This is a genomic window from Planococcus lenghuensis (assembly GCF_001999905.1).
GTDB lineage: Bacteria > Bacillota > Bacilli > Bacillales_A > Planococcaceae > Indiicoccus > Indiicoccus lenghuensis.
In genome coordinates this window covers 1,687,851-1,703,609 of record NZ_CP019640.1, presented here as the reverse complement: position 1 = coordinate 1,703,609, position 15,759 = coordinate 1,687,851, and the positions used below count along the sequence as shown (strand labels likewise).

Sequence of the window (15,759 nt, the reverse complement as noted above, 5' to 3'; positions counted from 1 at the left end):
GTTCGGATAGTTGAAGTGTAATTCACGGACTGTTGGACAAAAAGGCAGAACGGGTATGTATCCAAAAATGATGGTTGGCAACCGGGCGGACAATCTTTGCCAGCCATCCGCCTTCTGCACCAAACCATTGTCCAATTCGCTCATGCGCAGGCAGCTTCCGACTGGACAGGTCGATCGCTGAGGTCTCATTTTCCCGGAACTGGATGAAGAGAGATTGAAGGATAAAGAGCCAGTAATCGATCAGATCAAAGAACCAATACCGCCAACGATAAAGGGTCGATTCATCAGCTGCCACCGTCAGGTGGCCAGTGGGGCGGGTCGCCTCCTCGATGACATCCGCACCGTATCGTTTATAGGGCACAATCACATCCGGTAATTCATGATGGATCTTTTCACATCCCCTGCAGCGCAACCGTCTAATGATGAATGTACGGGATTCACCGCTGTCTTCTCTTACTTTCCGTTCTCTGGAGCCAATGACCTTGTACGCTGTATGACTGCAACAGGGACAAGGAACCTTTTCTGCACACCTAATAAAAAACGCCTTTCGAGGTGCATTCTTCTATGTTATAATGAGAGACGATTATCATATCATGTCAAGAGACGTCTCCCGTCGAGCTACTGGTAATAGCCGACACCAAGGGAGGCGTCTTTTCCTTTCTTCAGGATCGTTAAGGACATTATATCCGTCAATTCCTGGACAAACAATACCATCAACTTTTGGACATTATGAAATAGCATTAACAGTCATATGTTAACTGGATGTTTCTCAACATTTTCTTATTGTTCATTTACACAACATATTTTACGCTCTCTGCGAACCTCAAACTTTTATCTTTGTTGACTTATCTCTAAACCTATTCCTTTTTCTTTTAATTCCTCCCTCTATAAATGTTGATGTATCAACGGTTTTCACCGTATCACAAGGTGCCAAAAATATTTTTTTGACCACCGTACTTCCAAGTATTTATTTTCTTGATAATTTCTGTAAATATCCGGTTACGCTTCGCTGAAACCAATGGAAATGATTGGTTCTGATCCGGTATGTCATGTACCTTGGATCTCTGCGTTGCTTATGACGACGTACCCTCTCATGTCTCGTGGCATCTAGTGCCCACATTCCTTCGTTCGGTCTGATCATAAGGCAGAGGCCAGCGAAGCCCCTTTAGGGACTCAACAGGTCGAATGGAAAAAATCGTGCCGGCTTCTCCGTGTCATGCTTATGGGTATCGAATGGCGGATGTGATACTCAGGTTGCCTCTTGGAGGCAGGGCCGGTCGTGCATCATACGCGTCGCATCAAAGTGAATGCCTTTGGTGCACAGTGCGTGTAGAATCTTCAAGAGTTTGCCGCACAGGACCACGATGGATTGCTTTTTCCGCAAGGGGTTCTGCGAGCGGTTCGTATAGTATTCGTGCAGTTTCCGGAACGCTTCATTGTGTCGGATCATCGGCATCATGACGCGGAACAGGAGCGCCCGGAGCCGTCGTCTGCCGCGTTTGGAAATCCGCTTCTGCCCTTTATGCATGCCGGAGGAATTCTCCCGCAGTGTGAGTCCCGCAAGTTTTATGAGCTGGCGTGGATCTCGGTAATGGGCAAAGCTGCCGATCTCGGATAACAGGTCGACGATCGTGGGATCGCCGAGACCCGGGACAGTGGCCAGGAATTCATACTCCGCAGTCGACTGGACCAGCGCTTCGAGTTCCTGTGAGAGATCATCGATCTCTTCTTCAAGCTGGCGGTACCGGCGGACGAGTGTGGCGATTTCATGTGTGGCCATCTTCCGTCCTTCCGTAACGCCGATTGAATCGCCCGCAACTTTTCCAGTTCCCGTCCCCGCTCATCGACGAATACCGCATAATGGGTGTATTTCGCAATATCCATGCCAATCACGAGCGTACGCTCTGTGACTTGATTAATTTTATCGTTCGTTTTAGAATGCAAGTGGAGTCCTCCTTGGTAGCTAAGTTAGGGGTCAATTCGTAGCGTATTGACACCCCGCATCATACCAAGAGGGCTCTTTCTGTTTCAAGGCCTCTTAAAACCCCCTAACAGGAATGCTCCTTTATTTGCTCTTTCTTTTCCTCTATCTACTTCATTTCTTCGGGATATGGTTCTTCTGCATCCGTTATATGGGGTACTGATCAATTGCTGTAAGAACACCAGAATCGATGTGCATTCCCTGGTGAAAACAGGAATAGGCCAATCAGCTCTATAAAGTGTATCTCAGCTTATCGAGGATCTCTTTCCACACTAGGGAAAAATTGGACTAACCAAGTTATTCAGCCATGTAAAACTTCTTCATACTACTTCACTTAAAACCAGAATAGTGATGAAAAATTGTAAAGAGAAAAAACACCCTCTTCACCATTTTCACGAATTTGACTGGTGGTAGACAGGGGATTTTTGATGCCTTAAGCTATGATTAATTAACGCGACTAAGTCTCCTTGTATATTATCTTTCCAGTTTAACACCAATAAATTTCAGTTCCAGCATTTCTTCCACCGCATATTTAACACCTTCCCGTCCGACACCACTTTGTTTAACACCGCCATACGGATAGTTATCTTGGCGATAAGTGGATGACTCGTTAATCCAGACTCCCCCACTCTCAATTTGATCAGCCACCCGAAAAGCCCGGTCGATGTTTTTGGTGAATACAGCGGCTTGCAGTCCATAAATCGAATCGTTGGCCTGTGCAATCGCATCTTCTTCCTGTTCAAACGGAATAACAGAGATGATGGGAGCAAAGACTTCTTTTTTCACGACATGCATTTCTTTGTTAACATTTGTCAGAATAGTCGGCGGAACAATATTACCGTTCCTCTCTCCGCCTACTTCTGCTTTCGCTCCTTCTTCCACCGCTTTTTTGATCCATTCATCTGCTCTCTTTGCGGCCTCTTCCGTAATCATGGGGCCAATATCAACAGATTCGTCCGCCGGATCGCCTACCTTCAATTTATTCGTCTCCTCAATTAACTTTTCGAGCAATTGTTCGTAAATATTTGTATGAGCATAAATTCTTTGTACGGAGATGCACGTCTGACCGGAATAACCAAATCCGCCCTTTATAAGTGAGACAGCAAGATCTTCAATATTTGCATCGTCAAATACGAGAATCGGCGAGTTAGAGCCAAGTTCCAGCGTCAATTTTTTGAATCCAGCTGACTTTTGAATTCCTTTTCCTACCGGCACACTTCCTGTAAACGAAATTTTAGCTACCTTCTCATGCTCAACCAACGGCTGACCGATGTCTGCCCCCGTTCCAAGGACGAGATTTAAAGCTGCTTCAGGCAGACCGGATTCATGGAGCAGTTTAACAATCTTATAGCCGGTGATTGGTGTTTTTTCTGCCGGTTTAAATACTACGGTATTACCAGCTGCGATTGCAGGGGCTATTTTATGCAAAGTTAAATTTAGCGGAAAGTTGAATGGTGTGATTGCACCGACTACACCTAGTGACTTCTTCTTCACCATACCCATTCTATTTTCTCCTCCGATTGCGGCATCCATCGGCACAACTTCTCCGGTAATATTTTTTGCTTCTTCCGCTGCATAGAGGAGCAACTGGACTGAACGCTGAACTTCTGTCCGGCTCTGTTGAATCGGCTTTCCAGACTCAATCATAATCGATTGGGCAAATTCTTCTTTTCGTTCGTCTAAAAGTTGGGCTGCTTTTCGTAAGATCTCTCCGCGTTTGTGTGCAGGCATGTGTCTTATGGTTTTTTCGTAGATTTCGTAAGCACTGTTGACTGCATCATCTAAGTCCTCCGGACTTGCAAGAGCGATTGTCCCTATTAGCTCTTGATTGAAGGGATTCCTCACCTCATGTGTTTCCCGGTCTTGTTCATTTCGTTCGCTTCCATTAATAATTGAACCGATAAGCATAAGACTTCCTCCTAACAAATGTTTTCCCATAATTTTTAATTAGCATTCCATCTTCCTGGCAATTGATAAGGCAATCAAAACTGTTTTTTTAAGGAATGACTTTCTAGAGGTCCTAAATTTTAGAGATGCCAATCATGTATGCCGGTATTTTTCAGCGATTCAGAAAAGCTGCGCAATCAGGTACACGCTACTTCCGGTAATGTGCTTTTCGTATAAAAAACCTGCCTCGTGCTCTTTTGGTGAAAATGTCCAAGAGGCGGGCAGTGTTCGCTAGTGTAAATCAACTAAGTTGTTTTTCACTTCGGTTCGACCATTACACCGTTGAATGCCGATTGATAAATCCGGCGAATATCTTCTTCGCCGAGCTTTAACGGGCTGCGGTCAAGCAATCGTTTCTGCTTGACGCCGTCAGCGGTTAGTGACTCAAGGGCACTTTCAGGGATATCGAATCCAGCTAAAGTTGATGGAATTCCCACATCCTTCACAATGCGCTGAAGCTCTTCTACACACTTATAGGAGGCTTCTTCATCAGACAAGAACGCGGAATTTCCTCCGATTGCTTCCAAGATATCTGCCATGCGGGAAACGGTACTTTTTCTGATATAACTCATGACATACGGCAGGAGCACAGCATTGGAATCACCGTGGGCAATATGAAATTGACCGCCTAGCGGATAAGCAAGCGCATGAACCCCTGCTACGCCAGCGTTGAAAAATGCCAACCCTGCCAGAAAGCTTCCATGGCTCATGTCTTCACGTGCCTGCCGGTCTTCCCCGTTCTCAACAGCTTCTCTTAATGATCGTGAAATCAAGCGCATTGCCTGCAAGGCGAGCGCGTCTGTAGCTGGGCTGGCATTAACTGATATATACGCCTCAACTGCATGGGTCAATGCATCAATGCCTGTCGCGGCCGTTACTTTCGAAGGGACAGACACTGTCAGAGCAGGATCAACGATTGCGACATCTGCCAACAGGTAATCATGGGTCACCACGTCTTTTGTAGTGCCAAGTGATAGGACGGCGATATTAGTCACTTCAGAACCTGTACCGGAAGTGGTGGGAATGAGTGCCATCGGCAATCCTTTTTGTGAGATGGACTTTGTGCCGCTCAAGTTTAAATAATCGGCCACTTTCCCTTCCTGAGTGGCCAGTACGGCAGCGAGTTTCGCCAAATCCAGCGCACTTCCGCCACCAACACCGACGACCATGTCAAATCCGCCTTTTCGTGTAAAATCAACCAGCTTCTCACCAGTTTCAAGCGGGGGTTCCGGAACGACATCCGTATTAACGGTTATTTCATACCCTTCCTGTTCAAGTGGATCTGTCACCCGCTTGGTCAAACCGATTTTTTCAAGCATTGGGTCGGTAACGACCAGAATTTTTTTCGGGTTATGTTTGGCTGTTTCGGGAAGCAGGTGTTCTAGTGAGCCCCATCCCGTGAAACTAAGCGGGGCGAATACCAGTTTTGAAACGCTCATCTTTGAACCTCCTTATTCATAGTAGCCTTCCGTGGATTTGCGAAAATTCTTGAATTGATTGGAATCATGCCCAAACCAGACGTCTGCATTGGTTTCATGAGCAATCCGGCGGATTTTTTCCACGGCACTCGCGTATCCTACTGAATCATAGAGAATACCGGGCGGTTTGATGGGCGGTCCGAAACTTTCTGCTGTATAGATTGCATCGGAAGCCAAAATGATATTTCCGGTTTCTGGCATTTCGATGTGTAAGCCCAGCATCCCCCAAGCATGGCCGCTGCCAAAGTTCAGAAGGCGCACCCCATCTGCAAGGAGAAGATTATCTTCTGTTCGCTTTACCGTTTTCCACTGTAAATTATTTTTGATCCATGCATCGATGTCCCCCCATATATACGCTCCTTCTTTTACATTCCTTGCATAAGTCTGGAGAGTCCCATTCAATTCATCTTCATGGACAATAATCGTCGCATTAGTGAACAGTTCCAAACAGCCGGCATGATCCAAATGGAGATGTGATGCAACAACGTATTTAATGTCTTCCGGACGGACATTTAATTGCTCCAACCGGTGATGTAAGTAGCATTCCTCCGGCATATCAATCGGGAACATTTGCTGTGTCGCCTGCCCCCAGCGTCCTTCAGGTCCCATGGAGTTTGGATTGCATGCCGTATCAAATAAGATTTTTCCTGCTGGGTGATCAATCAGCACTGTATAGACGGGAAATTCCACAAATTCTGTCTGGGCATTCGGGTTCTGGATGGTAGCTGGGTTGTGCATGGCAATCATCCAGTTTTTATCCATTTTCATGCGGCCGTTATCCATGACGTAAAGTTTCGGTCGGGATTGATTCAAGTTTGCCAATTCCATTCCTCCTCAATTATAATAATTATATATTCAGATAAATAAAAAGAGAGCGAAAGAATATATTTTTGCATCAGTTCTGGTCTTCCGTCAAGAAAGTGGACACTGCTTTTTGGATCCTTTTTTCGTCGACTCCCTACCGCGCTTCGCTTGGTCGGACAGCCGGCGTCATCGGTTCATAAACGAACCGATACCCCAGCCGTCTTATTGATCACGAAACGGCTCTTTCGATGAAGACGTGTTTCTGCGTTTTCTCATATTCATCCGGCGACAGGTAGTTAAGTGTGGAGTGGCGGCGTCGGGTGTTGTAGAAGCTATCAATATACCAGCCGATGGCTGCCCGGGCCTCTGCACGCGTCTTGTAACGAGTCCGGTAAACAAGCTCTTTCTTTAAACTGGCATGGAAGGATTCGATACAGGCGTTGTCGTATGGATCACCTTTCCGGCTCATACTGATCTGGATCTCCTTCGCCTTCAGGACATCGACATAGTCGGCTGCACAACACTGGGATCCCCGGTCGGAATGGTGGATCAGTGTCGCATCAGGACGCCGAAGGGTGATCGCCTGCTGCAGCGCTTCAAGCGGCAGTTCGGTTTTCATGGTGACATCCAGACTCCAGCCGACGATCTTGCGGGAGAAGAGATCCATGACACTCGCCAGATACAGCCAGCCTTCCATCGTCCAGATATAGGTGATATCGGCGACCCACACCTTATTCGGTTCAGCGACCCGGAACTTACGCTCCAGAAGATTGGGATAGATGAACTGATCATGGGCCGAATCGGTCGTCACCTGAAATTTCTCTTCGGGTATCGCGCGCAATCCCATCTCTTTCATATAGCGGCCGACAGTCCGTTCGCAGACGGAATAGCCCCACGCTTCCAAGTCTTCGTGGACGCGTGGGCTGCCATAGATGCCGTGGCTCTCGTGATAGGAACGGGCAATTTTCTGCTTGATCTCCTCCCGTCGTTCCTGCTGTGCAGACAATTGACCACCGGTCAGGAGATCACGCCATTTATAGAAACCGCTTCTGGATACACCGAGGACATCGCACATCTTCACTACGTGATAGTCATCCCGGTGTGCCTGGATGAAAGCATAAATCACATGGGGTCTTTCATGAAGACACGCATAGCCTTTTTTAAAATCTCAATTTCCTCATCCCGTTCCTTCAGGCGCCGGTCGGCGTCTGTGAGCCGTTTCTGCAGTTCGGATGTACTCATCAGCTGCTCGTTGGTCGGGTTCGCCATCCGTTCCTGTCTCTCCCGATAATCCGCTGCCCAACGGCGGATCGTGCTAGGTTTGAGCTCCAGTTCATAAGCGACTTCGGTGGCTCTTCGGCCATCGTCCACAAGAAGTTTGGCCACATATTCCTTGTACTCCGGCGATTTGCGTTTACCCATGTTTGACACGTCCTTTAGATTAGTAATTTCAGTATGTCGAAACTCATTTGGTCGTGTCCACTTTTAAGTCTAAATCTAGTTCTTTCCATCTTCCCCCTTAATTTATCAATCTCTGTTAATTGTTTTACCCAAATTGTTAGCGCTGTAAGCTAAAATCAAGCAATTTACTCTATTTCTTAATATTACCCACATAAGGCTCTTTGGTGCTTCCAAATAAGAAGCGTGGAAAATTTATAATTACAACAAACTTAAAAACACAGGAAAATGTTAGACTAACCTAAGTAAATGGGAAACTTTAAAATACCTCCGAAATAGAACACCTACCACAAGTACTGAAATTGTTACATGCAAGAAATGAAACTAAAAAAAAGTGAGCCGGAACTGCGCTTCTCTGGGGTTCATGTTACCGTCAGTCTATTCTTCCTCATTATAGCCAAAGTAAAACCCCTCACTTTTGTTAATTAGCTGGTGGAGAAGCCGAATAAGTTAAAGAGGAAGAAGAGTGCCAATCAGCATCCTTCTTCCTCTTTGTATCTTGATACTAAAATTACCACTACTACCGATAACGTGATGATATGTAACGTTTTCTGTTTAGTTATCACTTCGAAGTGTTAATTAGAAAAGCAAAAGTAAAAATCAACTTAACCCGCTACGCTAATTGAGTAAAACGGACTTTGGGCTATTACTGACCATCTAATTCCTATTACTTGCTTCGTCTTTGAAAATTATCTTAGAAATCATTACCCCGCCCATGGATACCATAAATGCGAAGACAAATTTAATTACTCGATTTTCCCAGTCTGCCATAGAGCTGAATATTGTAAGAATTGTAGCAGCGAAAGCCGCACTAAACAATACTTGTGGAATGCTTAGTTTTGAATTAAATCCTCTCACTGTTCCTTCGCCCCTTTAAATAGCATTTGCTTCTAAAATAGGAAGCTTGATTCCTGCCGTATCGTTTTCTATATATTATCATAACTTCGTTATTTTTTTAGAATTATGGGAATTCCTGTATTAAAGAATGTTATCTGCGAGATTCATCATAGCATCGAACTACTGGTTTAGTGACAACCTCAAAAGCTTTGCTCTTCATGAACCGTTCGTAAAAGTACACTTTTACGAACGGTTTGAAAATAGCTGAAAAACGGCAAAATAGCGTTCGTAAACATATGAAATCACTTTACGAACGTTCGCCGCTTCGCATATACTTTTACGAATGCTTTTCAGGTATAAATAGAGAATAGAATCGTTTTCAAGGTGAATTATGGAACATCGCAAATTTGGTTACGTTCGCTTCAGTAGGAAGGATCAAAACGAAGGCAATCAATTAGAGGCGACGAAAATTGCTTATTATTGTCGCCTTGTACCTGTTCTATAAATTCACCATATTCTCCATCCGCAGTAATAGTGAGTTTTTTGATTGGCTGTACTTCCGACATAATCGCCATTCCTTCAATCTCATATTCTTTAGGTTTCTTGGCATTCATTTATTCAAATTTAAAACGAAATGTAAAACGGATGCCGCTCCGAGTCCAAACAATATTCGATTCGCTGCCTGAAATTCTTCCACGTGACCATTTCTAACGCTTCTTCGATTGGAAAGAAACCGACTTCCAGGCTCTCTGTTGAAGTGGTCGGTTCACCCCCGATTGGTTGCGCCAAAAATAAGGTATTGCAGATGGAACGCCTGACATTCTGAAACACGCCACAGAATTTCACCACTTCGATATCGATGCCTGTCTCTTCCTTTGTTTTCCGAATGGCCGCTTCCGTCAGCGATTCCCCTTCTTCCACTTGGCCCCCGGGCATTTTCCAGCCTCGCCGCGGACCCTTGATCAGCAGCATTTCCTGTCTGTCATTCAGGACAATGGTCGCTGCAGACACGATGTGCTTCGGTGTCGAATAGGTATCTTCGTTCTTTTGATTCGTTATATCTTGCGTAATCAATTCATCCGCTCCTTTTCGTTATCCATTTATCCATCAGCGGACTTTCCCACTCATCCTCACTACTTTTCCGTTTATCTCCGGCCCCACTTCTTCCATCCCCGTTTTGCGATAGAAGCGGATGGCAGACAGATTTGAAGGCGATACCCGCAAATGATATTCATCAATCCCGTGCTTCTTGAAAAAATTCATGGCATACGTGTAAAGTACTGTTCCTTTCTCTTTCCCCCGCTCTGCTGCAATCAAATAATAATGATGTATGTATCCGATTTTCCGCTCCTCGTAAGTCCGGATGGATAATTCCAGCTGGCCGATCCATTTTCCGCTTTCTTTAGCAAGGACAAAACCATCAGGAAAAGCCGCCGTCTGTTCAGTTAGCCACTGGAGATAATCTGCACCATTGAAATCGGCATCACTGCCAAAACTGATCCGGAAGGTCTCCCTTCGGAAATGCAGCAGCGTTGACCGGTGCTGGGCAGGATTTATAGCTTCAAACTCGACCATATCTACTCCACCTTCCGGAATTGTCAGTATCCATTACCGTCTTCCAATCATTGCTTTTCCCGCAGCTCCGCCAGCAAGTGCTGAGCCGTCTCGATATCCGCCTGCCACATCAGGTGCAGACCGCCTTGGTCTTCCTTGAAATGCCATGCCAGTTCTTTCAGTTTCTGATCGACAACCGGTGCCAGTCTATCGCTTATATTGTAGTACTCGATTTCGCCGAATCTAGCCCGGTAAAACGCTGTCCGTTCAATCACCATCGGTGTGTAGCGAAATCCCAATTCCGCTGAATGGGTGGCAATCGCCAATTCGTTCAGCAAATAATACCCTGCCATCTGCAGGTTGTCGCTTTTTTTCAGCTTCCAGTCTTTCGTCGTCTTGAAATCATACAGCGTACCATCGATGAATAAATCCGCATCCGCTCCGTTCACCAAAGCGGAAGCTGCACCGAAATTGGGATTAAAGACAACGGTGCTGTCTTCGGTAATGACTTCCGGGATCATGAACGTCTCTTCAAAGACGGTCATCAGGTTTTCCAAATCGCTCATCACTTCAGCAGGCACCTGTTCGAACAGCACATACGGAATATCCACTTGCTCTGTCGTAATATTCGCCCGGGCCAACTGCTCCAGTTTCGCCAGCCGCACAGCGATTTCATAAATATTCGCGATGGACTCGTATCGGCCAAGAACGAAATTTGTGATGTCCCGCATCCAGTCGTCATACAGCACCAGGTAATCATAATTGAAATCCGGTGCGGTTTTTAATTTTTGCAATCCCAATGCGGCGACCAGATGGTCCACCACATCTTCCCTTTCCAAAAATTGCGCAATCCGGAATCTGGCAAGATAATCGAATGCAGTCCCCACCAGTGCGGCGTCATATAAATTCGGCAATAAATTCGGCACATAAATTGTATAATTCGCAGAAAACGGTTCATTCCTGCTCAACGTATAATAATCCTCCCGGTCCGGTTCAACAGACAGCAGGATGTCCTTGAATTCTTTATCGCGCGTTGTCTTCCCGCTTAATTTGCTCGTCAACGACATGATCGGTCCCTCCTTGGCAGGGAAATAATTAACTAACCCATTCGATATCCCCATCATACCACGGAACACCCGGCGCATCGTCAGAATAATGAAAACGAAACAGCACGCTGTATTGGTTGCTTACCATTACATCAGTCTGACCGCGGCCGGACTTCTGAGGAAATCACGTCAAAAAAGTCCCGGTAATGATCCAGCCGGTAATCCGCGACTTCGCTGTTTCCCTGGAACATGCACGTCGCAATTCCAAGCGCTTTTGCCGGCAGGAGATCGAGCTCCCTGTCGCCGACGACAAGATCGATGTTGTATTTATCGTGCAAATACTGATAAGCGGCGGTGTCCGGCTTTCGGGGAAATCCGTTATCCATTGTGACGAGTTCAGTGAAATACGGTTCCCAACCGTACGCTGCTAAAACCGCCTGGACCCCCATTCGGTCCTTGTGCGTCATGATGACGTTTTTATCCGCCCATTTCAATACTTCTTCCACTTGGTCGAACGGCAGGAATTCCGTCGGATCCAATTTTTCTTTGAGCCGATCCAGTTCATCCACCTGTTCTTTTGTAAGCTGATAATGATCGATCGCGTGGGAAAAAGAAATTTTCAGCTTCCCGTAAACTTCCGTTTCCGACACCTCATCATTCAGCACATTAGAAAAAATGCCGGCGTATGCCGGATATGTATCAAACAAGGTCCCATCGAAATCCCACAAAATATTCATCGACCGCTCTCCTCCCTTTTGTTCACTGTTGGTATTACCGGTTCTCCAACCATTTTTCCGCTTCCTTCGGAGATGACAGGATAACGATTTCCTTGTCTCCCGACAAACGGGAAAGCTTTCGGAGCACAGTTGGCCGATTGTTTGTTGGGTAGTTCCATACCCATTTGACAAACTTCAAGTTGAATCGCTCTTTCTGGCCGGCGACCATATCCGGCCTGCCGCCATTCCGGTACTGAATCATGCGTTTCAGCACCCGGTAGATGCACAGCGTCCGATTGAAGTTGAGGAAAACGACTGTATCGGCAGCATTCAGCCGGACGTCGAGTGTACTGTTATAATTCCCGTCAATGATCCACTGTTCCTGGCTGACCAGTTCTTCCTGCGTCTTCCGCTGCTCTTCTTTCGATACTGGTTCCCAGTCCGGCTTCCACAATAACGCGTCCAAATAATACACTCAATCCCTAACCTGTTCCCCAGTTTCCGGGCCAAGGTGGATTTACCAGAGCCGCCCGGTCCGATAATCGCAATGCGCATCGTTTTTCACCTTCCTGTCCATCAAAATCACGTTTGCTAAATTCCTCGGAAATTTCGAAGTATACTTTGCGCCTTGTTTCCAGTATAAACAAAACCAGCAGATTCCATTGAAGAAAGTTGCTGGTTCTTTTCACGTGTTATGAAGAAAAGTATTCCATTCCCCTAATGATCAGGAACACCAATACGACAGCCGCCAGCAAAAGATCGAACAGCACGCTCTTTTGCTTTTTGTCCCACCAATCCCTGATCGCCTGATCGATGTTCCGAATCACCCAAAACGTCAGTAACAGCAACCAGCCTAACCCGTCATTTCTGTAATTTTCATCAAAAAAGAATTGAATCATTCCGAGAAACATGGGGATATAAATAATAGCGGATACGATATTCAATCGCTTTTTCTTTGAATCGACCTTATTATCTTCCATTCTTCTCCCGTCCCCTTTAATTTCAGGCTTTGTAAGTAAAATTGGAATCGCCACCTTATTTTCCATTAAACAATAGTCCATTTCATTACAATTTGTGAATTTCCTAGTGGAAGAAAAAATTCTCTTGTAGAAAAACCTTAACTCTCCGAAATGACTTCGCCTTCCGCATTGATTCCCCGAAATTCAAAACCCCCTGCTTCTGAATTAGGAAGTTCCAGATAATGAGCCGCATATCCATTCTCAACTTCCATCTCGATGAATAAATCGGATAGCTCTTTCAGCTCATCGACTGACGCATCCTTCTGTTCGGGGTACTCATTGGTAACGATTACTTTCTCGATGTTTTCATCCATTGCTTCTACTGCCAATAGCACTTCATAATACTCTTCTTGTTTTTGAATTGCTGTCCACCCGAACTTCATTTTTTCGTCAGAAGTGGCTGCCGAGACATAAGTGGCCAGTTCTACCTGATAGAACAATCCTAACGGACGGTCAATCACTTTAGCGACCCGCAGGAATCCATTGTCTTGAATAATAACTTTTCTGTCGTCGACTTTCTTTCTGTAGACTTCCACTAATTCTGTATTATGATATGATTGCTCGGAAGCGGCGGATTCCGTCCAGTAATACCCGCCAAAAAATGAAGGGCCAAAATAGAATGCACTTAAGAGTATCACGCCCATGATGACTGCCCGCACCCTTTTCTTCTTCGATTTCTCCAATGAATGATCCATCTCCTTTCAAAGAGCGATGATTCTTTGTTCGTCTTCATAAACACTCACCTGCAGTTTCACAAGTAAGTCCGCATCATCGACATAAAAAAGTCTGAGGGGCACCGTCACAAAATAGGCAGACGGTGAAGTGCCTCCCAACAAGTTTTCATCGTATAAAACAGACATCGTTAATTTCTTCTTCAGTTCAAGGCCCTCTGCTTTTATCCATTCTGCTAAAGCACTGTATACCTTTTCCGCTTTGTCATCCAGTGCCCGCTCCAACGAAAAATGCCCGGCTAAGCTTTCCCACCAAGAGCGGTATGAACGATAAAGAGCTGTGTAGTCGCTCCAATTTTGATTGTCATCCTCGAATAGCCGACTATAGAACATTTCTTGTTCTTCTGCAAAAATTCCCGTATCGTTGGCCGGATGCTGCTGAATTCTCCCAACCAGCTCTTGCCATAACACTGCATATTGCCTTTCAAAGTCGTCTCGAAATGAATACGTAATCGGCATGTATGGGAAACGGGCAGTCTCCGTGGAATTTTCTTGATTGAGGTAAACGTTTTGTATATAGACCAGAAAGTTCAAAGTATAGGAAGCTTCTCTTGTTACTGTTAGTGTTTGCACTTATTTACGCCCCTTTTTCAGACGGGTCTCTTCTTCAGTTCAAAAACAAGATACACGTCAATCCCTTTTCATATCAGTCAGAATCTCCGACACACCCATTGCGATACTTGCATTCAGCATGAAAAAGAGTGCCATAACCATTATCATTCCGCTAAATCCACCGAAAAAATTCACGATGAACACAATCAAACTTGCGATGAAAACGAGTAAACCGAATATGTATAAAAACTTGCTCATGTCCTCACCTTTCTATTCTTAATTTTTCTGTATGATTAAGTCACTATCTCTATTCAAGAGAAAATTCCTCAGCGTATTGGGAAATCACAGGGTGAATATCCGGTTCCGTTTCATAATAATTCCCTTCCACTTCAATCGGTGTGAACCGGAACGTTTCGCTGTCCCCTTCAAAAAAACGAATCGAGTAAAGATAGCCTTCCCTCGCCGATTGATCTTTTTCAGGAACGAATTGGATTGACTGGATGTCCTGCAGGAAAGCATCGATTACTGCTGAATCTACAGTTCTTACTTCTTCTCCGGTCCGCCCATCCAGAATCGATATTTCAGTTATGTTTTCTAAGCTGCCCTCATAAAAATCAACTATCGTCATCGGTTTTGAATTGCAGGACGTTAAAGCCATCAAAAGGCAAATCAAGACGACTAATGAATGAACTCTTTTCATGACTTCATTCCCCTCTCCATGAAGAAGTTAAGAGTGCCGACCCAATACTTCTCTCATTCAGTATAGCTCATTGTTGCCGGCTTCTGGTGTTATTGTAAGAAAAATGGAACTTCATTCCCTCTCATCCGTATACTTGTTATGGAACATTTCAGTTAATCGATTTTCAGTACTTTAAGGAGGAATGACAATGGGCAGCGAAGAAGGTTTGAAATTTCGTCCGATGAAGTCAATAAGTGTTTCACTATTCATAGCTGGCAGTCTATTAATTGGCGGCTGTTCGGGAGAAGAGACGGGAGAAGGAGAAAAACTAGCAGAAGAAGCAGAAACACGCCCTGAACCGGTTGATACGCAAGAAGACGGACAAGTCGAAAGCGCAAAAGAAGCCATTCAGGCAGTCATCACTGAAATGTTCACCGCGCCAAACGAACAACTGAGAGAACTTAAACAGCAAGCCGACGAATTATACGAATCGGATCCCTATTCAACGGAAGAAGAATATACCGCTTTTATGGAGTCGCCGGAACAACAAGCCATTGAGACCTACCTGGAAGAAACCTACGCTCCATACTTTACCGCTGATGGTTTTCAGGATCAGCGGGCCGGCGGATTCTCACCCGGGTATGCCTTAATCGGTTTAGGGAAGGAAAACCAAGCAATTGTCCGCCCCATTGAAATCGACCAATCCGACAATTCAACCGCTGAGAACAACTACTATTTCACGTTCATGGTGGACTACACGAACACAGCGGGCGTTACAAAACCATACAAGTTGGAGGGAATGGCAATTGTGCCGGAGAAAGGGAAAATCGGGAAAATTATATTCACCGATGATGAAGGTCTATTCGAACAAGTAAGCGACGACCGTAATTCTGAGCTGCAGCCGTAATCATTTTGGTTTTTCTCCTGACAGATGAAATTGTATGAGTATGTAATTGC

Annotated in this window: 16 protein-coding genes and 2 pseudogenes; 1 reads left to right on the top strand and 17 read right to left on the bottom strand. The window is 45.3% G+C overall.

The features are described from left to right. Positions 1-22: 22 nt before the first annotated feature. The 17 genes and pseudogenes from B0X71_RS08690 to B0X71_RS08605 form a co-directional block, all read right to left on the bottom strand. Entirely contained in the window at positions 23-535 is a 513-nt protein-coding gene (locus B0X71_RS08690; RefSeq protein WP_077588584.1) for a DUF6431 domain-containing protein, read from the bottom strand. Between the two features lie 714 nt (positions 536-1,249). Further along, a pseudogene (locus B0X71_RS08685) lies at positions 1,250-1,822 on the bottom strand (transposase); the annotation flags it as partial. A gap of 633 nt (positions 1,823-2,455) precedes the next feature. Then, positions 2,456-3,889, bottom strand: coding sequence for an aldehyde dehydrogenase family protein (locus tag B0X71_RS08680; protein ID WP_077589046.1), 1,434 nt, complete (start codon positions 3,887-3,889; stop codon positions 2,456-2,458). 296 nt (positions 3,890-4,185) lie between these two features. Beyond that, a complete protein-coding gene (locus tag B0X71_RS08675) occupies positions 4,186-5,367 on the bottom strand; it encodes an iron-containing alcohol dehydrogenase (RefSeq protein WP_077589045.1) in 1,182 nt (393 codons plus the stop codon). A gap of 12 nt (positions 5,368-5,379) precedes the next feature. After that, a complete protein-coding gene (gene ahlS, locus B0X71_RS08670) occupies positions 5,380-6,228 on the bottom strand; it encodes an AhlS family quorum-quenching N-acyl homoserine lactonase (protein WP_077590949.1) in 849 nt (282 codons plus the stop codon). A 211-nt stretch (positions 6,229-6,439) separates the two neighbouring features. Next, a complete protein-coding gene (locus tag B0X71_RS08665) occupies positions 6,440-7,336 on the bottom strand; it encodes an IS3 family transposase (protein ID WP_077589044.1) in 897 nt (298 codons plus the stop codon). Beyond that, entirely contained in the window at positions 7,333-7,632 is a 300-nt protein-coding gene (locus B0X71_RS08660) for a transposase (RefSeq protein ID WP_077589043.1), read from the bottom strand. Before B0X71_RS08660 ends, B0X71_RS08665 begins: the two co-directional genes overlap by 4 nt. Positions 7,633-9,129: 1,497 nt before the next feature. Next, entirely contained in the window at positions 9,130-9,579 is a 450-nt protein-coding gene (locus tag B0X71_RS08650) for an NUDIX hydrolase (RefSeq protein WP_269750104.1), read from the bottom strand. A gap of 33 nt (positions 9,580-9,612) precedes the next feature. Continuing rightward, on the bottom strand, positions 9,613-10,080 hold the full coding sequence (locus B0X71_RS08645; protein ID WP_077589041.1) for a GNAT family N-acetyltransferase: 468 nt from the start codon (positions 10,078-10,080) through the stop codon (positions 9,613-9,615). A gap of 47 nt (positions 10,081-10,127) precedes the next feature. Further along, entirely contained in the window at positions 10,128-11,126 is a 999-nt protein-coding gene (locus B0X71_RS08640) for a hypothetical protein (RefSeq protein ID WP_077589040.1), read from the bottom strand. A gap of 131 nt (positions 11,127-11,257) precedes the next feature. Beyond that, positions 11,258-11,842, bottom strand: coding sequence for an HAD-IA family hydrolase (locus B0X71_RS08635; RefSeq protein ID WP_077589039.1), 585 nt, complete (start codon positions 11,840-11,842; stop codon positions 11,258-11,260). A gap of 34 nt (positions 11,843-11,876) precedes the next feature. Next, a pseudogene (locus B0X71_RS08630) lies at positions 11,877-12,376 on the bottom strand (DNA topology modulation protein). A gap of 137 nt (positions 12,377-12,513) precedes the next feature. Continuing rightward, complete coding sequence (locus B0X71_RS08625; protein WP_156889822.1) at positions 12,514-12,801, bottom strand: hypothetical protein; 288 nt, start codon at positions 12,799-12,801, stop codon at positions 12,514-12,516. A 137-nt stretch (positions 12,802-12,938) separates the two neighbouring features. Further along, positions 12,939-13,523 carry a hypothetical protein gene (locus B0X71_RS08620; protein ID WP_077589037.1) on the bottom strand — a complete coding sequence of 195 codons (585 nt, stop codon included), beginning with the start codon at positions 13,521-13,523 and terminating at the stop codon, positions 12,939-12,941. Positions 13,524-13,541: 18 nt separating this feature from the next. After that, positions 13,542-14,144 carry a hypothetical protein gene (locus B0X71_RS08615; RefSeq protein ID WP_077589036.1) on the bottom strand — a complete coding sequence of 201 codons (603 nt, stop codon included), beginning with the start codon at positions 14,142-14,144 and terminating at the stop codon, positions 13,542-13,544. 57 nt (positions 14,145-14,201) lie between these two features. Next, a complete protein-coding gene (locus B0X71_RS08610) occupies positions 14,202-14,381 on the bottom strand; it encodes a hypothetical protein (protein ID WP_077589035.1) in 180 nt (59 codons plus the stop codon). Positions 14,382-14,430: 49 nt separating this feature from the next. Beyond that, positions 14,431-14,823, bottom strand: coding sequence for a hypothetical protein (locus B0X71_RS08605; protein ID WP_077589034.1), 393 nt, complete (start codon positions 14,821-14,823; stop codon positions 14,431-14,433). A 187-nt stretch (positions 14,824-15,010) separates the two neighbouring features. Between B0X71_RS08605 and B0X71_RS08600 the strand changes: the two genes are divergently transcribed. Next, complete coding sequence (locus B0X71_RS08600) at positions 15,011-15,709, top strand: hypothetical protein (RefSeq protein ID WP_077589033.1); 699 nt, start codon at positions 15,011-15,013, stop codon at positions 15,707-15,709. The last annotated feature ends 50 nt before the right edge of the window (positions 15,710-15,759 follow it).

Coding starts and splice junctions, on each gene's coding strand:
- B0X71_RS08600 (WP_077589033.1), top strand. CDS start 15,011: ATGGGCAGCGAAGAAGGTTTGAAATTTCGTCCGATGAAGTCAATAAGT.
- B0X71_RS08675 (WP_077589045.1), bottom strand. CDS start 5,367: ATGAGCGTTTCAAAACTGGTATTCGCCCCGCTTAGTTTCACGGGATGG.
- B0X71_RS08605 (WP_077589034.1), bottom strand. CDS start 14,823: ATGAAAAGAGTTCATTCATTAGTCGTCTTGATTTGCCTTTTGATGGCT.
- B0X71_RS08610 (WP_077589035.1), bottom strand. CDS start 14,381: ATGAGCAAGTTTTTATACATATTCGGTTTACTCGTTTTCATCGCAAGT.
- B0X71_RS08640 (WP_077589040.1), bottom strand. CDS start 11,126: ATGTCGTTGACGAGCAAATTAAGCGGGAAGACAACGCGCGATAAAGAA.
- B0X71_RS08680 (WP_077589046.1), bottom strand. CDS start 3,889: ATGCTTATCGGTTCAATTATTAATGGAAGCGAACGAAATGAACAAGAC.
- B0X71_RS08660 (WP_077589043.1), bottom strand. CDS start 7,632: ATGGGTAAACGCAAATCGCCGGAGTACAAGGAATATGTGGCCAAACTT.
- B0X71_RS08635 (WP_077589039.1), bottom strand. CDS start 11,842: ATGAATATTTTGTGGGATTTCGATGGGACCTTGTTTGATACATATCCG.
- B0X71_RS08625 (WP_156889822.1), bottom strand. CDS start 12,801: ATGGAAGATAATAAGGTCGATTCAAAGAAAAAGCGATTGAATATCGTA.
- B0X71_RS08645 (WP_077589041.1), bottom strand. CDS start 10,080: ATGGTCGAGTTTGAAGCTATAAATCCTGCCCAGCACCGGTCAACGCTG.